Annotated in this window: 20 protein-coding genes and 1 pseudogene; 9 read left to right on the top strand and 12 right to left on the bottom strand. The window is 61.7% G+C overall.

Annotation, left to right across the window (positions count from 1 at the left end; all coding sequences use genetic code 11):
• The first annotated feature begins 65 nt into the window (after nt 1-65).
• The 3 genes from HZR81_RS14490 to HZR81_RS14480 all read left to right on the top strand — a co-directional run bounded on the left by HZR81_RS14490 (nt 66) and on the right by HZR81_RS14480 (nt 2,028).
• The gene (locus tag HZR81_RS14490; RefSeq protein ID WP_125868520.1) at nt 66-506 is read left to right on the top strand and encodes a group II truncated hemoglobin; all 441 of its coding nucleotides are present in this window, start codon (nt 66-68) and stop codon (nt 504-506) included.
• Between the two features lie 176 nt (nt 507-682).
• Entirely contained in the window at nt 683-1,231 is a 549-nt protein-coding gene (locus HZR81_RS14485) for a non-canonical purine NTP pyrophosphatase (protein ID WP_500128533.1), read from the top strand.
• A gap of 5 nt (nt 1,232-1,236) precedes the next feature.
• Nucleotides 1,237-2,028 (top strand): SIR2 family protein, encoded by a 792-nt coding sequence (locus HZR81_RS14480; protein WP_125876518.1) that lies wholly within the window; start codon nt 1,237-1,239, stop codon nt 2,026-2,028.
• 66 nt (nt 2,029-2,094) lie between these two features.
• Here HZR81_RS14480 and HZR81_RS14475 read toward each other — a convergent pair whose 3' ends face one another.
• Together HZR81_RS14475 and HZR81_RS14470 are read right to left on the bottom strand one after the other, a co-directional pair.
• Entirely contained in the window at nt 2,095-2,610 is a 516-nt protein-coding gene (locus tag HZR81_RS14475) for a hypothetical protein (protein WP_026012584.1), read from the bottom strand.
• A 266-nt stretch (nt 2,611-2,876) separates the two neighbouring features.
• Entirely contained in the window at nt 2,877-4,814 is a 1,938-nt protein-coding gene (locus HZR81_RS14470; RefSeq protein WP_500128532.1) for a sodium:solute symporter family protein, read from the bottom strand.
• Nucleotides 4,815-4,968: 154 nt separating this feature from the next.
• Between HZR81_RS14470 and HZR81_RS14465 the strand changes: the two genes are divergently transcribed.
• A complete protein-coding gene (locus tag HZR81_RS14465) occupies nt 4,969-5,805 on the top strand; it encodes a GNAT family N-acetyltransferase (protein WP_500128531.1) in 837 nt (278 codons plus the stop codon).
• A gap of 16 nt (nt 5,806-5,821) precedes the next feature.
• Here the strand turns inward: HZR81_RS14465 and HZR81_RS14460 are convergent, their stop codons facing one another.
• The 8 genes from HZR81_RS14460 to ispF form a co-directional block, all read right to left on the bottom strand.
• Nucleotides 5,822-5,959, bottom strand: a complete 138-nt coding sequence (locus HZR81_RS14460) for a hypothetical protein (RefSeq protein WP_166082484.1) — start codon at nt 5,957-5,959, stop codon at nt 5,822-5,824.
• A 527-nt stretch (nt 5,960-6,486) separates the two neighbouring features.
• Entirely contained in the window at nt 6,487-7,482 is a 996-nt protein-coding gene (rpoS, locus tag HZR81_RS14455) for an RNA polymerase sigma factor RpoS (protein ID WP_063543840.1), read from the bottom strand.
• A gap of 98 nt (nt 7,483-7,580) precedes the next feature.
• Entirely contained in the window at nt 7,581-8,387 is an 807-nt protein-coding gene (locus tag HZR81_RS14450) for a peptidoglycan DD-metalloendopeptidase family protein (RefSeq protein WP_073865974.1), read from the bottom strand.
• Between the two features lie 67 nt (nt 8,388-8,454).
• Nucleotides 8,455-9,390 carry a polyprenyl-phosphate transporter gene (locus tag HZR81_RS14445; protein ID WP_500128530.1) on the bottom strand — a complete coding sequence of 312 codons (936 nt, stop codon included), beginning with the start codon at nt 9,388-9,390 and terminating at the stop codon, nt 8,455-8,457.
• A gap of 19 nt (nt 9,391-9,409) precedes the next feature.
• The gene (locus tag HZR81_RS14440; RefSeq protein ID WP_063544007.1) at nt 9,410-10,045 is read right to left on the bottom strand and encodes a protein-L-isoaspartate(D-aspartate) O-methyltransferase; all 636 of its coding nucleotides are present in this window, start codon (nt 10,043-10,045) and stop codon (nt 9,410-9,412) included.
• A gap of 38 nt (nt 10,046-10,083) precedes the next feature.
• A complete protein-coding gene (surE, locus tag HZR81_RS14435) occupies nt 10,084-10,833 on the bottom strand; it encodes a 5'/3'-nucleotidase SurE (protein ID WP_500128529.1) in 750 nt (249 codons plus the stop codon).
• Nucleotides 10,833-11,873, bottom strand: a complete 1,041-nt coding sequence (gene truD / locus HZR81_RS14430) for a tRNA pseudouridine(13) synthase TruD (protein ID WP_102840867.1) — start codon at nt 11,871-11,873, stop codon at nt 10,833-10,835. Before truD ends, surE begins: the two co-directional genes overlap by 1 nt.
• Nucleotides 11,870-12,343 (bottom strand): 2-C-methyl-D-erythritol 2,4-cyclodiphosphate synthase, encoded by a 474-nt coding sequence (gene ispF / locus HZR81_RS14425; RefSeq protein ID WP_500128528.1) that lies wholly within the window; start codon nt 12,341-12,343, stop codon nt 11,870-11,872. Before ispF ends, truD begins: the two co-directional genes overlap by 4 nt.
• Before the next feature lie 181 nt (nt 12,344-12,524).
• On the opposite strand from ispF, the gene HZR81_RS14420 reads away from it, so the two are divergent.
• Both HZR81_RS14420 and HZR81_RS14415 read left to right on the top strand, forming a co-directional pair.
• Nucleotides 12,525-12,827 carry an ArsR/SmtB family transcription factor gene (locus tag HZR81_RS14420; protein WP_063543830.1) on the top strand — a complete coding sequence of 101 codons (303 nt, stop codon included), beginning with the start codon at nt 12,525-12,527 and terminating at the stop codon, nt 12,825-12,827.
• Between the two features lie 37 nt (nt 12,828-12,864).
• Nucleotides 12,865-13,914, top strand: a complete 1,050-nt coding sequence (locus HZR81_RS14415; protein ID WP_500128527.1) for an alkene reductase — start codon at nt 12,865-12,867, stop codon at nt 13,912-13,914.
• A gap of 239 nt (nt 13,915-14,153) precedes the next feature.
• Here HZR81_RS14415 and fghA read toward each other — a convergent pair whose 3' ends face one another.
• On the bottom strand, nt 14,154-14,999 hold the full coding sequence (fghA, locus tag HZR81_RS14410; RefSeq protein ID WP_500128526.1) for an S-formylglutathione hydrolase: 846 nt from the start codon (nt 14,997-14,999) through the stop codon (nt 14,154-14,156).
• Nucleotides 15,000-15,087: 88 nt separating this feature from the next.
• Nucleotides 15,088-16,203 (bottom strand): S-(hydroxymethyl)glutathione dehydrogenase/class III alcohol dehydrogenase, encoded by a 1,116-nt coding sequence (locus HZR81_RS14405; protein WP_500128525.1) that lies wholly within the window; start codon nt 16,201-16,203, stop codon nt 15,088-15,090.
• Nucleotides 16,204-16,367: 164 nt separating this feature from the next.
• Between HZR81_RS14405 and HZR81_RS14400 the strand changes: the two genes are divergently transcribed.
• The 3 genes and pseudogenes from HZR81_RS14400 to HZR81_RS14390 all read left to right on the top strand — a co-directional run.
• Nucleotides 16,368-17,267 carry a LysR substrate-binding domain-containing protein gene (locus HZR81_RS14400; protein ID WP_102840863.1) on the top strand — a complete coding sequence of 300 codons (900 nt, stop codon included), beginning with the start codon at nt 16,368-16,370 and terminating at the stop codon, nt 17,265-17,267.
• A 136-nt stretch (nt 17,268-17,403) separates the two neighbouring features.
• A complete protein-coding gene (locus tag HZR81_RS14395) occupies nt 17,404-17,718 on the top strand; it encodes an HPF/RaiA family ribosome-associated protein (protein WP_500128524.1) in 315 nt (104 codons plus the stop codon).
• 75 nt (nt 17,719-17,793) lie between these two features.
• A pseudogene (locus HZR81_RS14390) lies at nt 17,794-18,133 on the top strand (baeRF3 domain-containing protein); the annotation flags it as partial.

Here is an 18,133-nt window from a genome sequence, read left to right as displayed (position 1 = left end):
CACTTGTCTTGATCTGGCACAAGCGCGCATCATCCCGCGCCCCGTTTCCGAGCCAGAGGCGCACTATGAACCCCGATCAACGTCCCGTTTTCGGCGTCGCTGACGCCTCGTTCCAGGCTGCCGGCGGCGAAGCGGGCCTGCAGCGACTGGTCGCAGACTTCTACCGGGTGATGGACGAAGCGCCCGAGGCCGCGAGCGTTCGCGCGATGTACCCGGCGGATGTCAGCGAAGCCGCCGATCGACTGGCCAGCTTTCTGTGCGGCTGGTTGGGTGGGCCGAAACGCTACGCCGAAAAATATGGCGCCATCAGCATTCCGCAGTTTCATACCCGCTGGCCGGTCGGCGAAGCCGAACGCGACGCCTGGCTGTTCTGCATGGAGCAGGCGATCGCCAGGCAGCCCTACAGTCCTGAGTTTTCCGAGTACCTGCTACGTCAACTGCGAGTGCCGGCCGAGCGTATCCGCCAGGTGCAGGTCGCCTGCCCTGCCCAACCGGGCCACGGTTGAGTACATCGGCGACGCCTGCCGCGCGGCGGCAACGAAGCCAAAGAGCCGCAAACCGAGCGCACCTTCTACGCTGAAAACCGCCGCAGCGGAGAACCGAGCCCTCCCCCTTGCGTCATACAAGCATAGGTAGACCAACGCGACACCCGTTCGCCGCGTAACCGGAGCTGGCTCGTTCGATGAAAATCCGCTTCGCGTCCATCAATCAGCAGAAGATCCGCGAGGTTCGCGAGATCCTCGAGCCCAGTGGAATCGAGGTGAAGCCCTTCCCAATCCGCATTGAGGAGTTGCGCACCGAGGACCTTAACCAGCTGGTCAGCGACAAGCTGCTGGTGGCGTTCAAGATGATCGGCAAGCCGGTGTTCGTCGAACATACCGGGCTGTTCATCAACAGTCTCAACGGCTTTCCCGGCGGCCTGACCCAGATATTCTGGGACCGCCTACAGGCCGAGCGCTTCTCCGAGCTGATCGGAAGGCTCGAGGACCCGGCCGCCGAAGCGCGAACCCTGATCGGCTACTGCGACGGACGCAAGCGGCACTTCTTCGAAGGCGTGGTTCCGGGTCGCATCTCGCCGTCGCCCGCCGGTCATGGCGGCTTCGAGTGGGACGACGTATTCATCCCCGAAGGTCAGAACCAGACGTTCGCACAGCTGGGCACGCAGAAGAACGGCCTTTCCATGCGCCGCCGCGCGCTGGATGCCTTCGTCGCCTTTCTGCGGGAGTCCTGAAGCACATGGACCAACTGCGTGATGCCTACCGCAACAACCGGCTGATTCTCTTCGTCGGCTCCGGCGTCTCGGCCAACATCGGTCTGCCGCCATGGAAAGAGCTGATCGACGAGATCGCCGTGCAGCTCGACTACGACCCGGAGGTCTTCAACACCTACGGCAATTTCCTCGCCCTGGCTGAGTACTACCGGATCAAGAAAGGCAGCATCGGCCCGCTTCGCAGCTGGATGGACCGTGAGTGGCACCGCAACATCGAGATCCGTGACTCCGAAATTCACCGGCTGATCGTGCACGGCCGGTTCCCGGCGATCTACACCACCAACTACGACCGCTGGCTGGAATACGCCCACGACGCTTATGCGGTGGATTACATCAAGATCGCCAATGCCAGCGACCTCACCAAGGCTCGCGATGGCGTCCGACAGATCGTCAAGTTCCATGGCGATTTCGATGACGATGCCTCGATTGTGCTCGACGAGACCAGCTATTACCAACGGCTGCAATTCGAGACGCCATTGGATATCAAATTACGCGCCGACACGTTGAGCAAGGCCGTCCTGTTTATCGGCTACAGCCTGTCGGACACCAATATCCGATTGCTTTTCCACAAGCTGTCGAAGATATGGAAGGAACACGAAACACTGGGCGTGCGCCCTATTTCATATGTGTTCTCGCACAAGCCGAATCCGGTTCAAGAAGAGGTGTTGCGCCAATGGGGAATTCGCATGATTGCATCCGAGGACGATGAGCCCGGCATTGCACTCTGGAATTTCCTGCAGCAACTGGTGGAAGCCTGATAGAAAAATACGCGACAGGAAGTAAAAAAGTTGCGCGACGCCAACGAGGCGCCGCGCATGCTTCGATCAGTAATTGAAGCCAATACCGATGCTGTAGAGGAATACGCCGTCATCATATCGGTCCTGCGCATCACTGCCGCTCTTGAACAGGAATTGATATTCCGCCATTGCAGTAATGAACGTCTTGTCCTGAACCCAGTATTTGAATCCGATCTCCGGGCCGGCCATGAAGGTCTCATCGACGCGATCACCGTAGACACCGCCGATGCTGGCACCGATGAAAGGCCGCGCCTTGCCGTTACCGAAGTGGTAGTCATAGAACACGCGAGTCGAGCCATCGAACTTGACGCTCTCACCCTCGGTATCCCGCGCATTGACAGTCTGCCGGACGCCCCACAAGGACGATTCGCTCAAATACTGCCCCCAACTTCCCTGTACGGAAAACACAGTATCGTCAAAGTCCTTGTCGCTGCTTCCTGCACCACCGAGTGTGATTTCCTTGTCACCGGCCATCGGCGCCGCACCGGCAATAGCCGGGAGCATTGCGGCAACCATTAAGGAAGTTTTGAAAAGTCGATTCATGACGGCACCTCTGTTTATGCTTGTTTGAAATACGCAATAAGCACTGCGTAGTGGTGAGACAAGCAGCTAATTCCAATGGTTGCCCAAAGAATCGACGAATGACCTACTTTTCATCAAAAACTAGAGAAAAATGCGTTAATACGATGATTCTTATCATTTTATGTATACATACGATATTGTTTCGCCAGTACCCGCTACCGCCAAGTGCTATTAAAATGACACAACTCAAAAACGGGGCGTTATATATGTAACGAAAGCCCCGCTATTTAACCTGCCATGTCCGGCCGCTCGGCCTGAAGTTCGGGTGTCTCTTCTTCATGCTGATCATCGAAATAACGGCTGAAGGCGAGATACATCCAGACCGGCATCAAGACCAGGCCGATCACCACACATATCCAGGCCAACATCGGGCTGCCGTCGGGTTTCGGGAAGAGCAGGCGACCTACACCGATCAACAGCGTGTACACCGACAGAGCCGTTACCGCCACGGCGAACAACCGAGCACCCAGCGCCTTGAGCGATTCACGGCGGGTAACGCCACAACGCGACGCGGTCCGCCCCCAGAACCCGAACGGGCGCACCTTGCGGTAGAAGCGATCCAGCGTCTGCGTATCGGTCGCAGGGGTGACGAAGCTCACCAGAATTGCCGCGCTGCAAGTCACCAATGACATGATGCCCAGGCGTATCCACTCGCGCTCAGGGTCAGTCCCAAGGAAATACAGCAGCAGCGGCGCCGTGATCAGCGACACCACCATGGCCGTCAGTTCGGAATACAGGTTGATCCGCTCCCACAACCAGCGCAGCACCAGCACCGACCCCATGCCGGCCCCGAACAGCAGCGAGATGAACCAGGCGGTCTGGATCGAGCCCAGATTGGCCATGATGACCATGGCGATCAGCAGAATCAGCACGTTGGACAGTCGCGCCACCAGTACCAGCTCCTTGTCCTTCGGCTTGCGCTTGAGCAGCTTCGGCGCCACCACACCACCGTAGACGTCGTTGCTCCAGTACGAGGCGCCCCAGTTCAGATGCGTATCCACCGTCGAGGCCAGGGCTGCCAGCAGCCCTACCAACATCAGGCCGCGGAAGCCCGGCGGCAGCAGCTCGTCGATGCCGGTGACGAACAGCGCCTCGCGGGCGGCCGTAAAGCCGTCACCATTCATTTCCTCGGGGCTGAACGGATAGAGCACCAGCAGGCCGATGGCGATCGCCAGCCAGAACAGGCTGCGCAGGAAGATCTGCAACCAGGTGAACACCAGCCCGGCGATGCGCGCTTCGCGGTCGGTCGGACAGGCCATGCTGCGCTGTGCCAGATAGCCGGTGCCATCGGAGTTCATCTGAAACAGCCACTGCAAACCGACGATCATCAGAAACGGCAAGAGCGCCTCGCCAGCATTGCTGGGCGGTGCGAACGACAGCATCTTGCTGGCCTGCTCGCTACCGTACAGCTCGACGACACGGTCGGTAAGGCCGCCTAGCCCGCCGGCGGCATCGACCACGAACCAGGCGTAGGCCAACGTGCCCAGCATCGCCACACTGAACTGCATGACGTCGGTCTGCACCACAGCGCGCAGGCCGCCAGTGATCGAGTACATGGCGGTGAATGCCAGAATGAGCAGAATCGAGATGAGGTTGTTGGTACTGGTGGTCAGCTGATCGAGGTCCGTGATGCTCTCGCCCAGTTCGATGCCGCTTGCCTGAACCGCGCTCTGAATCATCCCGTAGGTGCCGCCCGGCAGCCATTCGTGCCACGGCAGGAATACCTCGGCGATACGGATAGCGGCGACCAGTACCATCGCCAGCACCACGCAGTTGATTACCGTGCCGTAGTAGATCGCCTTGAACAACCGCAGCGGCACCACGGCTGGACCGCTGTAGCGCACACGTGTCAGCTCCGCATCGGTCAACACGCCAGCACGGCGCCAGCCAGAGGCAAACACCCAGGCCAGCAGCAGAAAGGCCAGACCGTAGATCCATAGCCGCCAAAGCGCAAACACACCGGCGGTGGCGACTAGGCCGCTGACCAGCAACGGCGTGTCGGCTGCGAATTGCGTCGCGGACATCGACACACCCGCGCGCCAGCCTTTGATGGTTCGGCCGGCCAAAAAGTACTCATGCAGACTCTGCGATGCCTTGCTGCGGGCGCGCATGCCCGCCGACAGGCCATAGAAGACAAACGCGAGCACGATCACTAAGTCCAACATCTTGTTATTCCTGTCGTTGGCGTACCTAAAGGGTGAGAGCCTGGCGACCTGGGAAAAGATGCAGTGAGCGGATGAACGGCATGCCAGCGGGACAGGCTTTGGCGAACAAGTGGCAGGCGCTAGACTGGCGTGATCGAAAACGCCCCGGACGTCCATGCCTGTACTCGAGTACCAGCGCTTACCCCAGCCGCAGAAGCCTCTGCTGGTCAGGTTCTATCGAACCCACCACAACCGCAACCGGGTGCGCCCCGAAGCCAGTTGCTGGGTTGCCAGATGTGGCGAGATCATCGCAGGCCTTTGCCTGACGCCGGTTGCCGATGGCCATTTTCTGACCGGACTACTGGTCAGCCCTGCCGAGCGCGGCCGCGGGATCGGTCAGGGGCTGGTGCGCCGGGCGCTGCGTTGCGTTTCGGGGCCGGTCTGGCTGTTCTGTAAACCGGAGCTGCAAGAGTTTTATGCCCGGCTCGGTTTCAGCGAGGCAGTACAGCTACCGCAAATGCTGGAAGATCGTCTTGCCCGTTATCGCCGCAGCAAGACCTTGATCGCTCTGACTCATCGCCAGAAGGAAGACGCCATGCCCGACGCCACCCTGAATATCGCAATTGCCTGCCTGTTCGACGAACACGGACGGTTGCTGGTGGTACGCAAGCGCGGTACGCGCTTCTTCATGTTGCCCGGCGGCAAGGCCGAGCCAGGCGAAACCGCCTTGCAGACGCTCAGGCGAGAGCTGGCCGAAGAGCTGGCGCTCTCCCTGGAAGATCGAGATCTTGAGTCGCTAGGACAATTCCGGGCGCTGGCAGCCAACGAACCGAACCATCAGGTCCAGGCGCAAGTGTTCGTTGGACGCCTTCCGCACCCCGTCAGCGTTCAGGCAGAAATCGAAGAGATGGGCTGGCTCGATCTGGAACCCTGCCACCGTGATGACGTTGCGCCACTCTTACGGACGCAGGTTCTGCCGGCCTTGCTCGAGCGCGCAGCCGCGCGCGCATGATCTGCCGAGCGCCAGCTCAAGGAGAGATCGGATCGCTGGCCGGGAAGGTTTCCTCGATGGCCTCGTCGAGCTGCTCTTCGTCCGCCTCGTCGGGGCGCCGGGCTGCATCGTCCCGGTCCTCAGGCGACTGGTCATGCTGCTGATCACCGTTCATGTTGACCTCCGTGATGGCTGTTGAGCCTTAGGCCATGCGAGGACAACTCGGTTCAGTCCACTTTTCTCAAGGCAAAAAAAGGGGCGGGATACGATCCCGCCCGCCTCCTTCCCTGTTCCCTTAATCCCTTCTCATCGTCCTGATGGCACCGCATCCTGCGATGATCCCTGACCTTCATCCTGAAGGCCGTGCTAATCCCTGAGCACGTGGGCGATATTAATGATCGCAGGGCCAAGGACAACTGCGTCAGGTCGCCACATTGCCCGCAGCCCGCGCCGAATGACCGATTAAAAACCATTAAAATTCAAAGGCTTACCACGATACTCACAAGTGAGTAGCGGTTCAGCGGGGGCTGCTACGTTGGCTTTGCTTACATCGCCTGTAAGTGAATGCTTACAAACGATATCGAAGAAGTGGAAACCCAGAACGATTGGCTTAAGTCGATCGCACGAAGCCATTACCGTCTGGGCAGGCATACGAACAAGCCGCTGCGCCGACCGGGGCCTCCGGCCGACGCAGCGTTGCGCTCACTGGAAAAGCGCGTCGCTGGACAACCCGTTGCGCTCGAGAATCTCGCGCAGGCGGCGCAACGCCTCGACCTGGATCTGGCGCACGCGCTCGCGCGTAAGACCGATCTCCTGGCCGACTTCCTCCAGCGTCGAAGCCTCGTGCCCACGCAACCCGAAGCGACGGATGACGACCTCGCGCTGCTTCTCGGACAAATCCGACAGCCACTGATCGATACTGGCCGACAGGTCGTCATCCAGCAGCAGTTCGCATGGGTCGGTTGGTCGATCGTCGGTAAGCGTATCGAGCAATGTCTTGTCGGTATCCGGTCCGAGCGAGACGTCCACCGAGGTGACCCGCTCATTGAGGCCAAGCATGCGCTTGACCTCGCCGACCGGCTTCTCGAGCAGGTTGGCGATCTCTTCGGGGCTGGGTTCGTGATCGAGTTTCTGCGTCAGTTCGCGAGCCGCGCGCAGATAGACGTTCAGCTCCTTGACCACATGGATCGGCAGGCGAATCGTCCGGGTCTGGTTCATGATGGCCCGCTCGATAGTCTGCCGGATCCACCAGGTCGCGTAGGTCGAGAAACGGAAGCCGCGCTCCGGATCGAATTTCTCCACCGCACGGATCAGCCCGAGATTGCCCTCCTCGACCAGATCAAGCAGGGAAAGGCCGCGGTTAACGTAGCGCCGGGCGATCTTGACCACCAGGCGCAGGTTGCTCTCGATCATCCGCTTGCGCCCCGCCGGATCGCCTTTTTGCGCAAGACGCGCGAAATGCACTTCTTCTTCGGGCGTCAGGAGGGGGGAGAAACCGATTTCGTTGAGGTACAACTGGGTCGCATCTAGCGCACGGTTGTAATCGATGAACTTGTGTTGTTTGCTGGATGCGGCCTTGGGTCTGCCTGCACCGGCAGCCTTGGTCACTTTGTCTTTCTGGTCGAAGTGGATGGGCGTTTCCATGAGCAGAACCGCATCGTCGACGTCAAACTCCAGCGCTTGGTCTTTAAGTGCCATTATTCTTGTCCTGTTCCGAGTTCGACAACAGGCCCAAGCGACGCGGGTCCTTGGCTACGCTCAAGCCTAACCTAGTGCTGGAACAGGCAGGCGACAGGTCAACGTCTTGGCAGATATTGCAGCGGGTCTACGGGTTTACCCTGGCGACGAATTTCGAAATGCAGCTTCACCCGGTCGGTTCCCGTCGATCCCATCTCGGCAATACCTTGCCCAGCCTTGACTTGTTGGCCCTCCCGCACCAGCAGCCTGCGGTTGTGTCCGTAGGCGCTTACATAGGTATCGCTGTGCTTGATGATCACAAGTTCGCCGTAACCCCGTAATCCACTGCCGGCGTACACAACAGTCCCATCAGAAGCAGCTAGAACAGGCTGTCCTAATTCCCCAGCGATATCAATTCCTTTATTCAAACTACCGTTTGAGGAAAAACGACCGATGATCGTGCCGTTCGCCGGCCATGCCCAACCGCTCGCCGAGCGGGCTACAGGGGTAACTGGCGTACGTGCCTGCGGACTGGACGGCGGGCTTGGCTGGGTGCTGATCGCCGGCTGACGGGGAACCGGGTTGGCGACCACGACCGGGGTAGATGGCGCCGGCTTGGGCGCTGGCTGGGGCCGTGGCGCGGCGGCCGCTACTCGAGCGCTGCTGCCACTGAAGCGGATCTTTTGCCCAGGATAGATAACATGCGGTGGCTGGATGCCGTTCACACGTGCCAGCTCACGCCAGTCCCAGCCGAAGCGGAACGCGATGGACCAGAGCGTATCGCCGCGCCGCACGATGTACTGGCCGCTGGTGACCTTGTCACGCTGGTTACGGTCGACGACCTGCACGCCTCCACCTTGGGGCGACGACGCACAACCGACCAGCGTTCCGGCAATCACCAGAACACCGAGCATCGAACGGACCATGGGGTCGCGCATCCACCGCGGTACTGCTGTGAGCCTCAATGCCCGCTCCCTTTCATAGACAAGTGCGTCAGACGCCTTCAGTCATCGGCTGGCGCCGGCCGGCAAACCACTCGAGCCCCAGGACCAGAACGATACCACCCACGGCCAACAGTACGGCCAGCAGCAGCTGAGGGTCCTGCCCGGTCAGGTCGCCATAGGCGCCAGGCAGCAGATTGTGCTGCAGGACCGGAACGATCTCGCCACTGGAATTGGTGCGCCAGGTCAGCGTTTCCTTCCATGGCCAGACCTTGTTCAGCGAGCCGAGCATCAGCCCGGTCAGAAACGCCAGGGTCAGGTCGCGCCAACGCTTGAGCAGCCAGCTGAGGAACTTGGCGAAGCTCAGCAAGCCTACCAGGCACCCCGCGGCGAAGACCGCCATCACACCGAGATCGAACCCCTTCACCGCGCCCAGAACCACCGGGTACAGCCCCAGCAGCACCAGGATGAAACTGCCGGAAATGCCCGGCAGGATCATCGCGCAGATGGCAATCGCGCCAGCAAAGAAAAGGCTCAGGCTGCTGCTGCCCCACTGCACCGGCGCAGCCACGGTAATCCAGTAGGCAAAACCGATACCCAGGCAGAAGCTCACCAGACGCGACAGGTTGCGGCGCTGAATTTCCTTGCCCACCAGATGGACCGAAACCAGGATGAGGCCGAAGAAGAAGGACCAGACGGGAATCGGATGCTCTTCCAGAAGATAGGTAATCAGCCTGGCCAGGCTGAGAATGCTGGTCAGGATGCCGGCGAACAGCACCAGCAGGAAGCTTGCATTGGCGGTTTTCCAGGCCTCTGCGAAACGCCCCCGCAACAACGGGCCGACCGCATAAGGCACGGCGCTGATGGAGCGCAGCAACTCATCATAGATACCGGTGATGAACGCCACGGTACCGCCCGAGACACCGGGCACCACGTCCGCAGCCCCCATCGCCATGCCTTTGGCGTACAACAAAAAAGCGTTTTTCATGCTTCCTTCCGCTGAATGATCAAATCACGGGTCCATTGAGCAGCGGCACGAAACGTACGGTATCCAGAAGATGGCGCGAAAAGCCGTTTTCCTCTCGAATGATCAGCATGAGTTGCTGGACCTCGCCGGCACCCACCGGAATCACCAGACGCCCACCGGGCGCCAGCTGATCGAGCAAGGCCTGCGGCACATCGGTTGCCGCCGCGGTGACGATGATGCCGTTGTAAGGCGCCAGTGCAGGCCAGCCCTCCCAACCATCGCCCCAGCGAAAGACCACATTGCGCAGCTTGAGTTCGACCAGGCGTTCCTTGGCCCGGTCCTGCAGCGCCTGGATGCGCTCCACCGAAAACACGCGCTCGACCAGCTGAGCCAACACCGCGGTCTGGTAGCCGGAGCCGGTGCCGATCTCCAGTACCTTGTCCAGCGGACCGTCGGCCAGCAGGAGTTCGCTCATCCGGGCGACCATGAACGGCTGGGAAATCGTCTGGTTATGGCCTATCGGCAACGCGGTGTCTTCGTAGGCACGGTGCGCCAGCGCCTCGTCGACGAACAGATGACGAGGGGTACGGCGGATCACTTCGAGCACATGGGCGTTGGACAGCCCTTCTTCGTAGAGCCGCTGAATCAGACGGTCACGTGTGCGCTGTGAGGTCATCCCCGAGCCGTGCAGCAGGCTGTCTTGTCCGCGGTGTATCACAGCACGTTCTCCAGCCAGCTCTCGAGACCGTGAAAGGCCTCACGGAAGGTTCGATCAAGCTGCAGCGGGGTTATGGAGACATAACCCTGCATGACTGCATGGAAATCGGTGCCCGGACCGCCATCTTCGACATCACCGGCCACGGAAATCCAGTAGCCTTCCTTGCCACGCGGATTGGCCTGCTTGACCGGCGGTTTGGCCCTGCTGCGATGGCCCAGACGCGTCAGCTGGATGCCGCGGATATGATCCAGCGGCAGATTGGGCACGTTGACACTGAGGACGGTGCGCGGCGGAAGCTCCAGCTGGTCGTGCTTTTCCACCAGAGTCCGAGCGATGTAGGCAGCGGTTGGCAGGTTGTCCGGCAAGCGGGAGACCAGCGAGAAGGCAAAAGCCGGCCGACCGGTGAAGCGCCCTTCGATGGCCGCGGCAACCGTTCCTGAATAAAGCACGTCATCGCCCAGATTGGCACCGAGATTGATACCCGAGACCACCATGTCCGGCGTTTCCTCGAGCAATCCGTTGAGGCCAAGGTGAACGCAATCGGTGGGCGAGCCATTCAGGCCGATAAAGCCGTTGGGCATGGTCACGGGATGAAGCGGGCGGTCCAGGGTAAGCGCGCTGCTGGCGCCGCTCATGTCCTGGATCGGGGCAACCACCTTGCACTCGGCATAGCCGCCCAGCGCGTCATAAAGCGCGGCGAGCCCAGGTGCATACACCCCGTCGTCGTTGGCGATCAGAATACGCATCAGATGTCCGTCTGCCCTGCCAGGCTGACCAGCTCACGCACCACGGCGGTGGCGAAGCATCCGGTCGGCAGGACGAATTCCAGTTGCAGAATGTCAGGCCCGGGATAATGCCACGACAAACCGCTGATGGGGAGGCGGAGAATGCGCCGTTCGTGCTTCATCCCTGCCTGCGCCAACCAATTGGCGACAGCCGATTCATTTGTAGCGACGGCGTCTTCCAGTGCCTGTATTTCGTCACCTGCTGGCGAGCCCCCAACGCCCCATAAAGGGCCGGTCGGATGCAGATCCAGAATCCTCAGGCGCGGGTCTGCGCACTCGTCCGGCCCGGCGGGGAAAAAGCTGCGACTGTCGGTGAATGCCAGCAGATCGCCCACTCGTGCCTGATCCCAGCTGCCATCAGCAACCCGTTCGGCGAGCACACGGTTGAACAGGTAACTGCGGCCAGCCGAAAGCAGGCGCGAACGCATGTTGCGCTGCTCCGGCAGCTCTCCTTTCGCCGCGAAGTGGCGCGCCCCGTGGAGGTTGCCACCTTCATAGCCGAAACGCTGCAGGCCGAAGTAGTTCGGCACCCCCTGCAGCTTGATCCGCTCCAGCCGCGCGTCGAGCTGCGTATGATCGGCATGCAGCTCGGTCAGACGCAGACGAAACCCATTGGCCGAATGCGCGCCGCGCTGCAACTTGCGCTGATGACGAACGCACTGGAGCAGCCGCAGGCTGCCGTCTTCGGCGGCGCTCAGATCGGGGTCGGCCTTGCCCGGCAGATGCAGGCTGAACCACTGCCGGGTCAGCGCCTGGCGGTCCTTCAGGCCCGCATAGCTGATCATCTTCAGCGGCACGCCAGCGGCGCGGGCGATACGTTTGGCGGCTTCCTCGGTGTTCAGATTGCGCTTTTCAACCCACAACCAGAGGTGTTCACCCTCGCCGGACAGCGGGATATCGAGCACCTCATCGACCTGAAAATCCTCGGCGACCGCTTTCAGCACCGCACTGCCGCAAGGCTCGCCATGGGCACGCGGCCCGAGCAGCTGATCTTCGGTCATGCGCGGACCAGCAAGGCAACCGCGTGAACGGCGATCCCCTCCTCACGACCGGTGAAGCCGAGCTTCTCGGTGGTGGTGGCCTTGACGTTGACCTGATCCAGCTCCACCTGCAGGTCTGCGGCGATCAGCGCACGCATGCTTTCGATGTGCGGCGCCATCTTCGGGCCCTGGGCGACGATCGTCGCGTCGACATTGCCGACCACGTAGCCCTTGGCCCGCACCTGCGCCAGCACATGGCGGAGCAGCAGGCGGCTGTCGGCGCCCTTGAACTGCGGGTCGGTGTCCGGGAAATGCTTGCCGATATCACCCAGCGCTGCGGCACCGAGCAGCGCGTCGCTCAGGGCGTGCAACAGAACGTCGCCGTCGGAATGGGCGAGCAGCCCGAACCGGTGTGGAATCCGCACGCCGCCAAGCGTGATGTGGTCGCCTTCGCCGAAGCGGTGCACGTCGTAACCGTGGCCGATACGCATAGATCAAACACCCTGGAATAACTCGAGGCGGCGATTCTACAGGAGGCGGATGTCCCTGAGCGGATCGCCGCGGCGCGCCCGTACATCGACGCCACCGATAACCACCATCAGCCGAATCGATCTTGTATCGTCAAACACCGATATATAGTTCGCCTCAACCCGATATAGGCAGCTGAAGACCATGCCGGACGACTTCGACGACATCATCAAGGCCCTCGCCCATCCGCTGCGCCGCGACATCCTGCGCTGGCTCAAGGAGCCGCAACGCTATTTCGCCGAGCAGCACCATTCGTTGGAGAACGGCGTGTGTGCCGGTCAGATCGATCAGCGCGCCGGCCTGTCGCAGTCAACCGTATCGGCCCACCTGGCGACCCTGCAGAAAGCCGGATTGGTGACCAGCCAGAAGGTCGGCCAGTGGCATTTTTTCAAGCGCAACGATGCCCTGATCCAGACCTTCATCGAGCGCATCGGCCAGGAACTCTGAACTTACGAACCACCACCTGAACAGGAGCGGTATCGCTATGCCCACACTCTTCGACCCGATCAAGATCGGCGACCTGGAACTGAACAATCGCATCATCATGGCGCCGCTGACCCGCTGCCGCGCCGAGCCCGGCCGGGTGCCAGGCGACCTGATCGCCGAGTACTACGCCCAGCGCGCCGACGCCGGCCTGATCATCAGCGAAGCCACCTCGGTCACGCCGATGGGTGTGGGCTATCCGGACACTCCGGGCATCTGGTCGGCCGAGCAGGTTCAGGGCTGGAAGAAGGTCACCGATGCCGTGCATGCCAAGGGCGGCAAGATCATCCTGCAGCTCTGGCATGTCGGCCGCATCTCCGACCCGATCTACCTCGACGGCCAGCTGCCGGTCGCGCCCAGCGCCATCAAGCCCGCCGGGCACGTCAGTCTGGTCCGCCCGATGAAGGATTACGAAACGCCTCGCGCCCTAGAGATCAACGAGATCCCCGGCATCATCGAGGCCTACCGCAAGGGTGCCGAGAATGCGAAGGAAGCCGGTTTCGACGGTGTCGAAATCCATGGCGCCAATGGTTACCTGCTCGACCAGTTCCTGCAGGACAGCACCAACAAGCGCACCGATGCCTACGGTGGCTCGCTGGAGAATCGTGCACGGTTGATGCTCGAAGTGACTGACGCAGCGATCTCGGTGTGGGGCGCGGGGCGCGTCGGTGTGCACCTGGCACCGCGCGCCGACGCCCACGACATGGGCGATTCCAACCGTGCCGAGACCTTCGGCTACGTAGCCCGCGAGCTGGGCAAGCGCGGCATCGCCTTCATCTGCACCCGCGAGAAGGCCGGTGAAGACAGCCTCGGCCCGCAGCTCAAGCAGCTCTTCGGCGGCGTCTACATCGCCAACGAACGCTTCACCAAGGAACAGGCCAACGCCTGGCTGGCGGAAGGCAAGGCCGATGCGGTGGCCTTCGGTATTCCGTACATCGCCAATCCGGATCTGGTCGAGCGTCTGCGTCGGGATGCACCGCTGAACGAGCCGAAACCCGAGCTGTTCTACGCCCAGGGCCCGGCTGGCTATACCGATTATCCGTCGCTCTAAGCTCCTGGCGATGGAAAGGCCCGAGCGGCATGTCCGCTCGGGCCTTTTTTATGTCCTGCCGTCCCTGGCAGTAGACGTGCGCAAGAGGCTGCGCGGCCAACGTCCTACGCCTTCAGCGCGCGCTGTGCGGCCTCGTAGGGTGGAAAACCGCGAAGCGCTTTCCACGCGAGCAGGGTCATGCAAAACACCCCGGTGCCGACCGAAACAGCCGCGTGGATGAGGCTGTGCCGTCATTCACCCTACGCCCTCAGTGCCTCGGCATGATGGCGCAGATGATCGTCGATGAAGCTGGCGATGAAGTAGTAGCTGTGGTCGTAGCCCGGCTGGATGCGCAGGGTCAGCGGGTGACCGGCCGAATCCGCAGCGGCGCGCAGCGCCTGCGGCTTGAGCTGGCCGTCCATGAAATCATCGCGATCACCCTGGTCGACCAGAAGCGGCAAGCGCTCGCGGGCCTCGGCGATCAGCGCGCAGGCATCCCACTCCCGCCAGCGCGAACGATCCTCGCCGAGATAGCGGCCGAAGGCCTTTTCACCCCAGGGACAGTTGATCGGGTTGCTGATCGGCGCAAAGGCCGATACCGAGCGATAGCGGCCAGGATTTTTCAGCGCGCAGATGAGCGCCCCGTGTCCGCCCATGGAGTGCCCGCTGATGCCGCGGCGGTCGGAGACCGGGAAGTTGGCCTCGACCAGTGCCGGCAGTTCCTCGACGACGTAGTCGTACATCCGGTAGTGCTGGGCCCAGGGCTCTTGCGTCGCATTGAGATAGAAGCCCGCGCCCAGGCCGAAATCCCAGGCGCCATCGGCGTCATCCGGCACGCCTGGGCCGCGCGGGCTGGTGTCCGGCGCGACAATGATCAGGCCGAGCTCGGCAGCAAGCCGTAGCGCCCCGGCCTTCTGCATGAAGTTCTCATCGGTGCAGGTCAGGCCGGACAGCCAGTACAGCACCGGCAGCTTCTCGCCCTGTTCTGCCTGTGGCGGCAGATACACGGCAAATACCATGTCGCAGTTCAGGGCGTTGGAGCGGTGGCGGTAGCGCTTGTGCCAGCCACCGAAGCTCTTGTTGCTGGAAACGATTTCAAGGGTCATGAGCGGCCTCGCGCAAGGTGGAAACCGCGCAGGCCTCCACCGGTCGAGGTGGACAAACCGCCGAACGACGGCATTGCCCACCGTGGGGTCAGAAGTGGATGACGGTACGGATGCTCTTGCCTTCGTGCATCAGGTCGAACGCTTCGTTGATCTGCTCCAGCGGCAGGTTGTGGGTGATGAAGGTGTCCAGCGGAATCTCGCCGCTCTGCGCCTTTTCCACATAGCTCGGCAGCTCGGTACGACCCTTCACGCCGCCGAACGCCGAACCGCGCCATACGCGTCCGGTGACCAGCTGGAACGGACGCGTGCTGATTTCCTGGCCGGCGCCGGCGACACCGATGATGGTCGACTCGCCCCAGCCCTTGTGGCAGCACTCCAGCGCTGCACGCATCAGCTGCACGTTGCCGACGCACTCGAAGGAATAGTCGACGCCGCCATCGGTCATCTCGACGATTACCTCCTGAATCGGCTTATCGTGGTCCTTCGGATTGACGAAGTCAGTGGCGCCCAGCTCTTCGGCAATGGCGAACTTGCCCGGATTGATGTCGATGGCGATGATCCGACTGGCCTTGGCCATCTTCGCACCGATGATCGCCGCCAGACCGATGCCGCCCAGGCCGAAGATCGCCACGGTGGCGCCCTCTTCCACCTTGGCGGTGTTCAGCACGGCACCAATACCAGTGGTCACGCCGCAACCGAGCAGGCAGACCTTTTCCAGCGGAGCTTCCTTGGGAATCTTGGCCACCGAGACTTCCGGCAGCACGGTGTACTCGGCGAAGGTCGAGCAGCCCATGTAGTGGTAGATCGGCTCGCCGTTGTAGCTGAAGCGCGTAGTGCCATCGGGCATCAGGCCCTTGCCCTGGGTGGCGCGCACGGAGCTGCACAGGTTGGTCTTGCCCGACTTACAGAACTTGCACTCGCGGCATTCGGCGGTATAGAGCGGAATCACGTGATCGCCGACCGCCACCGAGGTGACGCCCTCGCCCACCGCCTCGACGATGCCGCCACCCTCATGACCGAGGATGCAGGGGAATACGCCTTCCGAATCCTCTCCGGAGAGGGTGTAGGCGTCGGTATGGCAAACACCGGTGGCGACGATACGGATCAGGACCTCGCCAGCCTTGGGCGGGGCGACATCCACTTCGACGATCTGCAGGGGCTGGTTGGGGCCGAAGGCAACGGCGGCGCGCGATTTGATGGTCATGAACATCACTCTCGACTGATGCAGGAAAACAAAGAGTGTAATTCACGACTCCGTGGGGATTGATCGGCCTACAAGGAAACATTGTTGCGGTACAGGGACAATCGGCAAACATCAGGCTAGGATTCGTATCTGTTTCACTGCTGTACCCATTTTGCGGAGCCAACATGAATCGCTGGGAAGGCCTCGATGAGTTCGTCGCCGTGGTCGAGTGCGGCAGTTTCATGCGCGCCGCTGAACGACTGCGTGTTTCTACCTCGCACGTCAGCCGCCAGATTGCTCGTCTGGAAGAGCGCCTGCAGGCTCGCCTGCTCTACCGCACCACTCGCCGCGTGTCGCTGACCGAGGCCGGCCATACATTTTTTGCACGCTGCCAGCGATTGATCGAGGAGCGTGACGATGCCTTCCTCGCCATCAGCGACCTGCACAGCGCGCCGACCGGCCTGCTGCGCATGACCGCCGCAGTGGCCTACGGCGAGCGCTTCATCGTGCCGCTGGTGAACGAGTTCATGGCGCGTCATCCACAGCTGCGTGTCGATATCGAGCTATCCAACCGCACCCTGGATCTGGTCCAGGAAGGCTACGACCTGGCCATTCGCTTGGGCAGACTCGGCGAGTCACGCCTGGTCGCGACGCGCATCGCGCCACGCGCCATGTACCTGTGCGCCGCGCCGGGCTACCTGGAGCGCTATGGCCGCCCGCACACGCTCTCCGAGTTGGCCCGGCACAACTGCTTGATCGGCACGAGCGACACCTGGGTATTTCAGGTCGATGGGCGCGAGCAGCATTTCAAGCCCAGCGGCAACTGGCGCTGCAACAGTGGCGAAGCGGTGCTCGACGCCGCCCTGCGCGGCTTCGGTCTTTGCCAGCTGCCGGACTACTACGTGCAGGAGCCGCTGCGCCGCGGTGAGCTGGTCTCGCTGCTGGAACACAACCAGCCGCCAGACACGGCGGTCTGGGCAGTCTACCCGCAGCGACGTTACCTGTTGCCGAAGGTGCGCCTGTTGATCGAAGCACTCAGGGACGGTCTCGCCCGGCGTTCCGAATACGCCGACAGCGCGAGCTGAGCGCCGTTGGACCGCGCGTCCGAGGTCGGCATCGAGGTGGAACCCGCCCCTGCCCGCCACGTCGTACGTTGTGTAGCTGCGACGCTTGGCGCCGCCAGCGCCTAACGCGCGCAGCGCTGCAAATCAGGAGGAGACCATGCAGGTTCTGGTGAACAGTAACCACAGCATCAGCGTTACCGCCGACCTCGAAGAACGGGTCAAGGCGACGGTCGAGACCGAACTGGAACGCTTCGATGACCATCTGACCCGAATCGAAGTGCATCTGAACGACGAGAACAGCAACAAGAGTGGGCCGCACGACAAGCGCTGCCAGATGGAGGCGCGGGTCAAGGGCCATGAACCCCTCTCCGCGACCCACAAGGCCGAGACATTGGAATTGGCTATCAACGGGGCAGCGGAAAAGCTCAATCACGCCCTCAGCCACGCCCTGGACAATTTCAACCGCCACTGACCTGGCCACCGATGGCCATTGAACGCGCCATCGTCACTTCTGCGAGGGACCGAACCACACCACTGGAGGCCACGCATGAATCGACTGCTCGATCGTGACACCCTGACCCAACTGCTGAAACACCGGGACGGCCCCTGCCTTTCGCTGTACCAGCAAACACATCGCAGTTTTCCGGAGCGCCAGCAGGACCCGATCCGCTTCAAGCAGCTGGTCAAGCAACTGGAGGATTCGCTCAGGCAGCAGGGCCATGCCGACCAGGTGCAAAGCCTGCTCAAGCCCTTCTACGCGCTGATCGATGACAACGATTTCTGGAACCACAGCCTCGATGGCCTAGCGGCGTTCGGCGCAAAGGACTATTTCCAGGTCTATCGGCTGCAGCGCAGCGTGCCAGAGATGGCTGTCGCCAACGACCGCA

It is taken from the genome of Pseudomonas sp. LM13 (genome assembly GCF_041381355.1).
GTDB classification, from domain to species: Bacteria; Pseudomonadota; Gammaproteobacteria; order Pseudomonadales; family Pseudomonadaceae; genus Stutzerimonas; species Stutzerimonas frequens.
Note: the sequence above shows the minus strand (reverse complement) of the source record. Positions and strands in the feature narration are given on the sequence as shown.

Coding starts and splice junctions, on each gene's coding strand:
- HZR81_RS14440 (WP_063544007.1), bottom strand. CDS start 10,045: ATGACCTCACAGCGCACACGTGACCGTCTGATTCAGCGGCTCTACGAA.
- HZR81_RS14460 (WP_166082484.1), bottom strand. CDS start 5,959: ATGAACGGTGATCAGCAGCATGACCAGTCGCCTGAGGACCGGGACGAT.
- HZR81_RS14420 (WP_063543830.1), top strand. CDS start 12,525: ATGCCGGACGACTTCGACGACATCATCAAGGCCCTCGCCCATCCGCTG.
- HZR81_RS14470 (WP_500128532.1), bottom strand. CDS start 4,814: ATGTTGGACTTAGTGATCGTGCTCGCGTTTGTCTTCTATGGCCTGTCG.
- HZR81_RS14490 (WP_125868520.1), top strand. CDS start 66: ATGAACCCCGATCAACGTCCCGTTTTCGGCGTCGCTGACGCCTCGTTC.
- truD (WP_102840867.1), bottom strand. CDS start 11,873: ATGACCGAAGATCAGCTGCTCGGGCCGCGTGCCCATGGCGAGCCTTGC.
- HZR81_RS14450 (WP_073865974.1), bottom strand. CDS start 8,387: ATGGTCCGTTCGATGCTCGGTGTTCTGGTGATTGCCGGAACGCTGGTC.
- surE (WP_500128529.1), bottom strand. CDS start 10,833: ATGCGTATTCTGATCGCCAACGACGACGGGGTGTATGCACCTGGGCTC.
- HZR81_RS14465 (WP_500128531.1), top strand. CDS start 4,969: ATGCCTGTACTCGAGTACCAGCGCTTACCCCAGCCGCAGAAGCCTCTG.
- HZR81_RS14395 (WP_500128524.1), top strand. CDS start 17,404: ATGCAGGTTCTGGTGAACAGTAACCACAGCATCAGCGTTACCGCCGAC.
- rpoS (WP_063543840.1), bottom strand. CDS start 7,482: ATGGCACTTAAAGACCAAGCGCTGGAGTTTGACGTCGACGATGCGGTT.
- ispF (WP_500128528.1), bottom strand. CDS start 12,343: ATGCGTATCGGCCACGGTTACGACGTGCACCGCTTCGGCGAAGGCGAC.
- HZR81_RS14480 (WP_125876518.1), top strand. CDS start 1,237: ATGGACCAACTGCGTGATGCCTACCGCAACAACCGGCTGATTCTCTTC.
- HZR81_RS14400 (WP_102840863.1), top strand. CDS start 16,368: ATGAATCGCTGGGAAGGCCTCGATGAGTTCGTCGCCGTGGTCGAGTGC.
- HZR81_RS14415 (WP_500128527.1), top strand. CDS start 12,865: ATGCCCACACTCTTCGACCCGATCAAGATCGGCGACCTGGAACTGAAC.
- HZR81_RS14405 (WP_500128525.1), bottom strand. CDS start 16,203: ATGACCATCAAATCGCGCGCCGCCGTTGCCTTCGGCCCCAACCAGCCC.
- HZR81_RS14485 (WP_500128533.1), top strand. CDS start 683: ATGAAAATCCGCTTCGCGTCCATCAATCAGCAGAAGATCCGCGAGGTT.
- HZR81_RS14445 (WP_500128530.1), bottom strand. CDS start 9,390: ATGAAAAACGCTTTTTTGTTGTACGCCAAAGGCATGGCGATGGGGGCT.
- HZR81_RS14475 (WP_026012584.1), bottom strand. CDS start 2,610: ATGAATCGACTTTTCAAAACTTCCTTAATGGTTGCCGCAATGCTCCCG.
- fghA (WP_500128526.1), bottom strand. CDS start 14,999: ATGACCCTTGAAATCGTTTCCAGCAACAAGAGCTTCGGTGGCTGGCAC.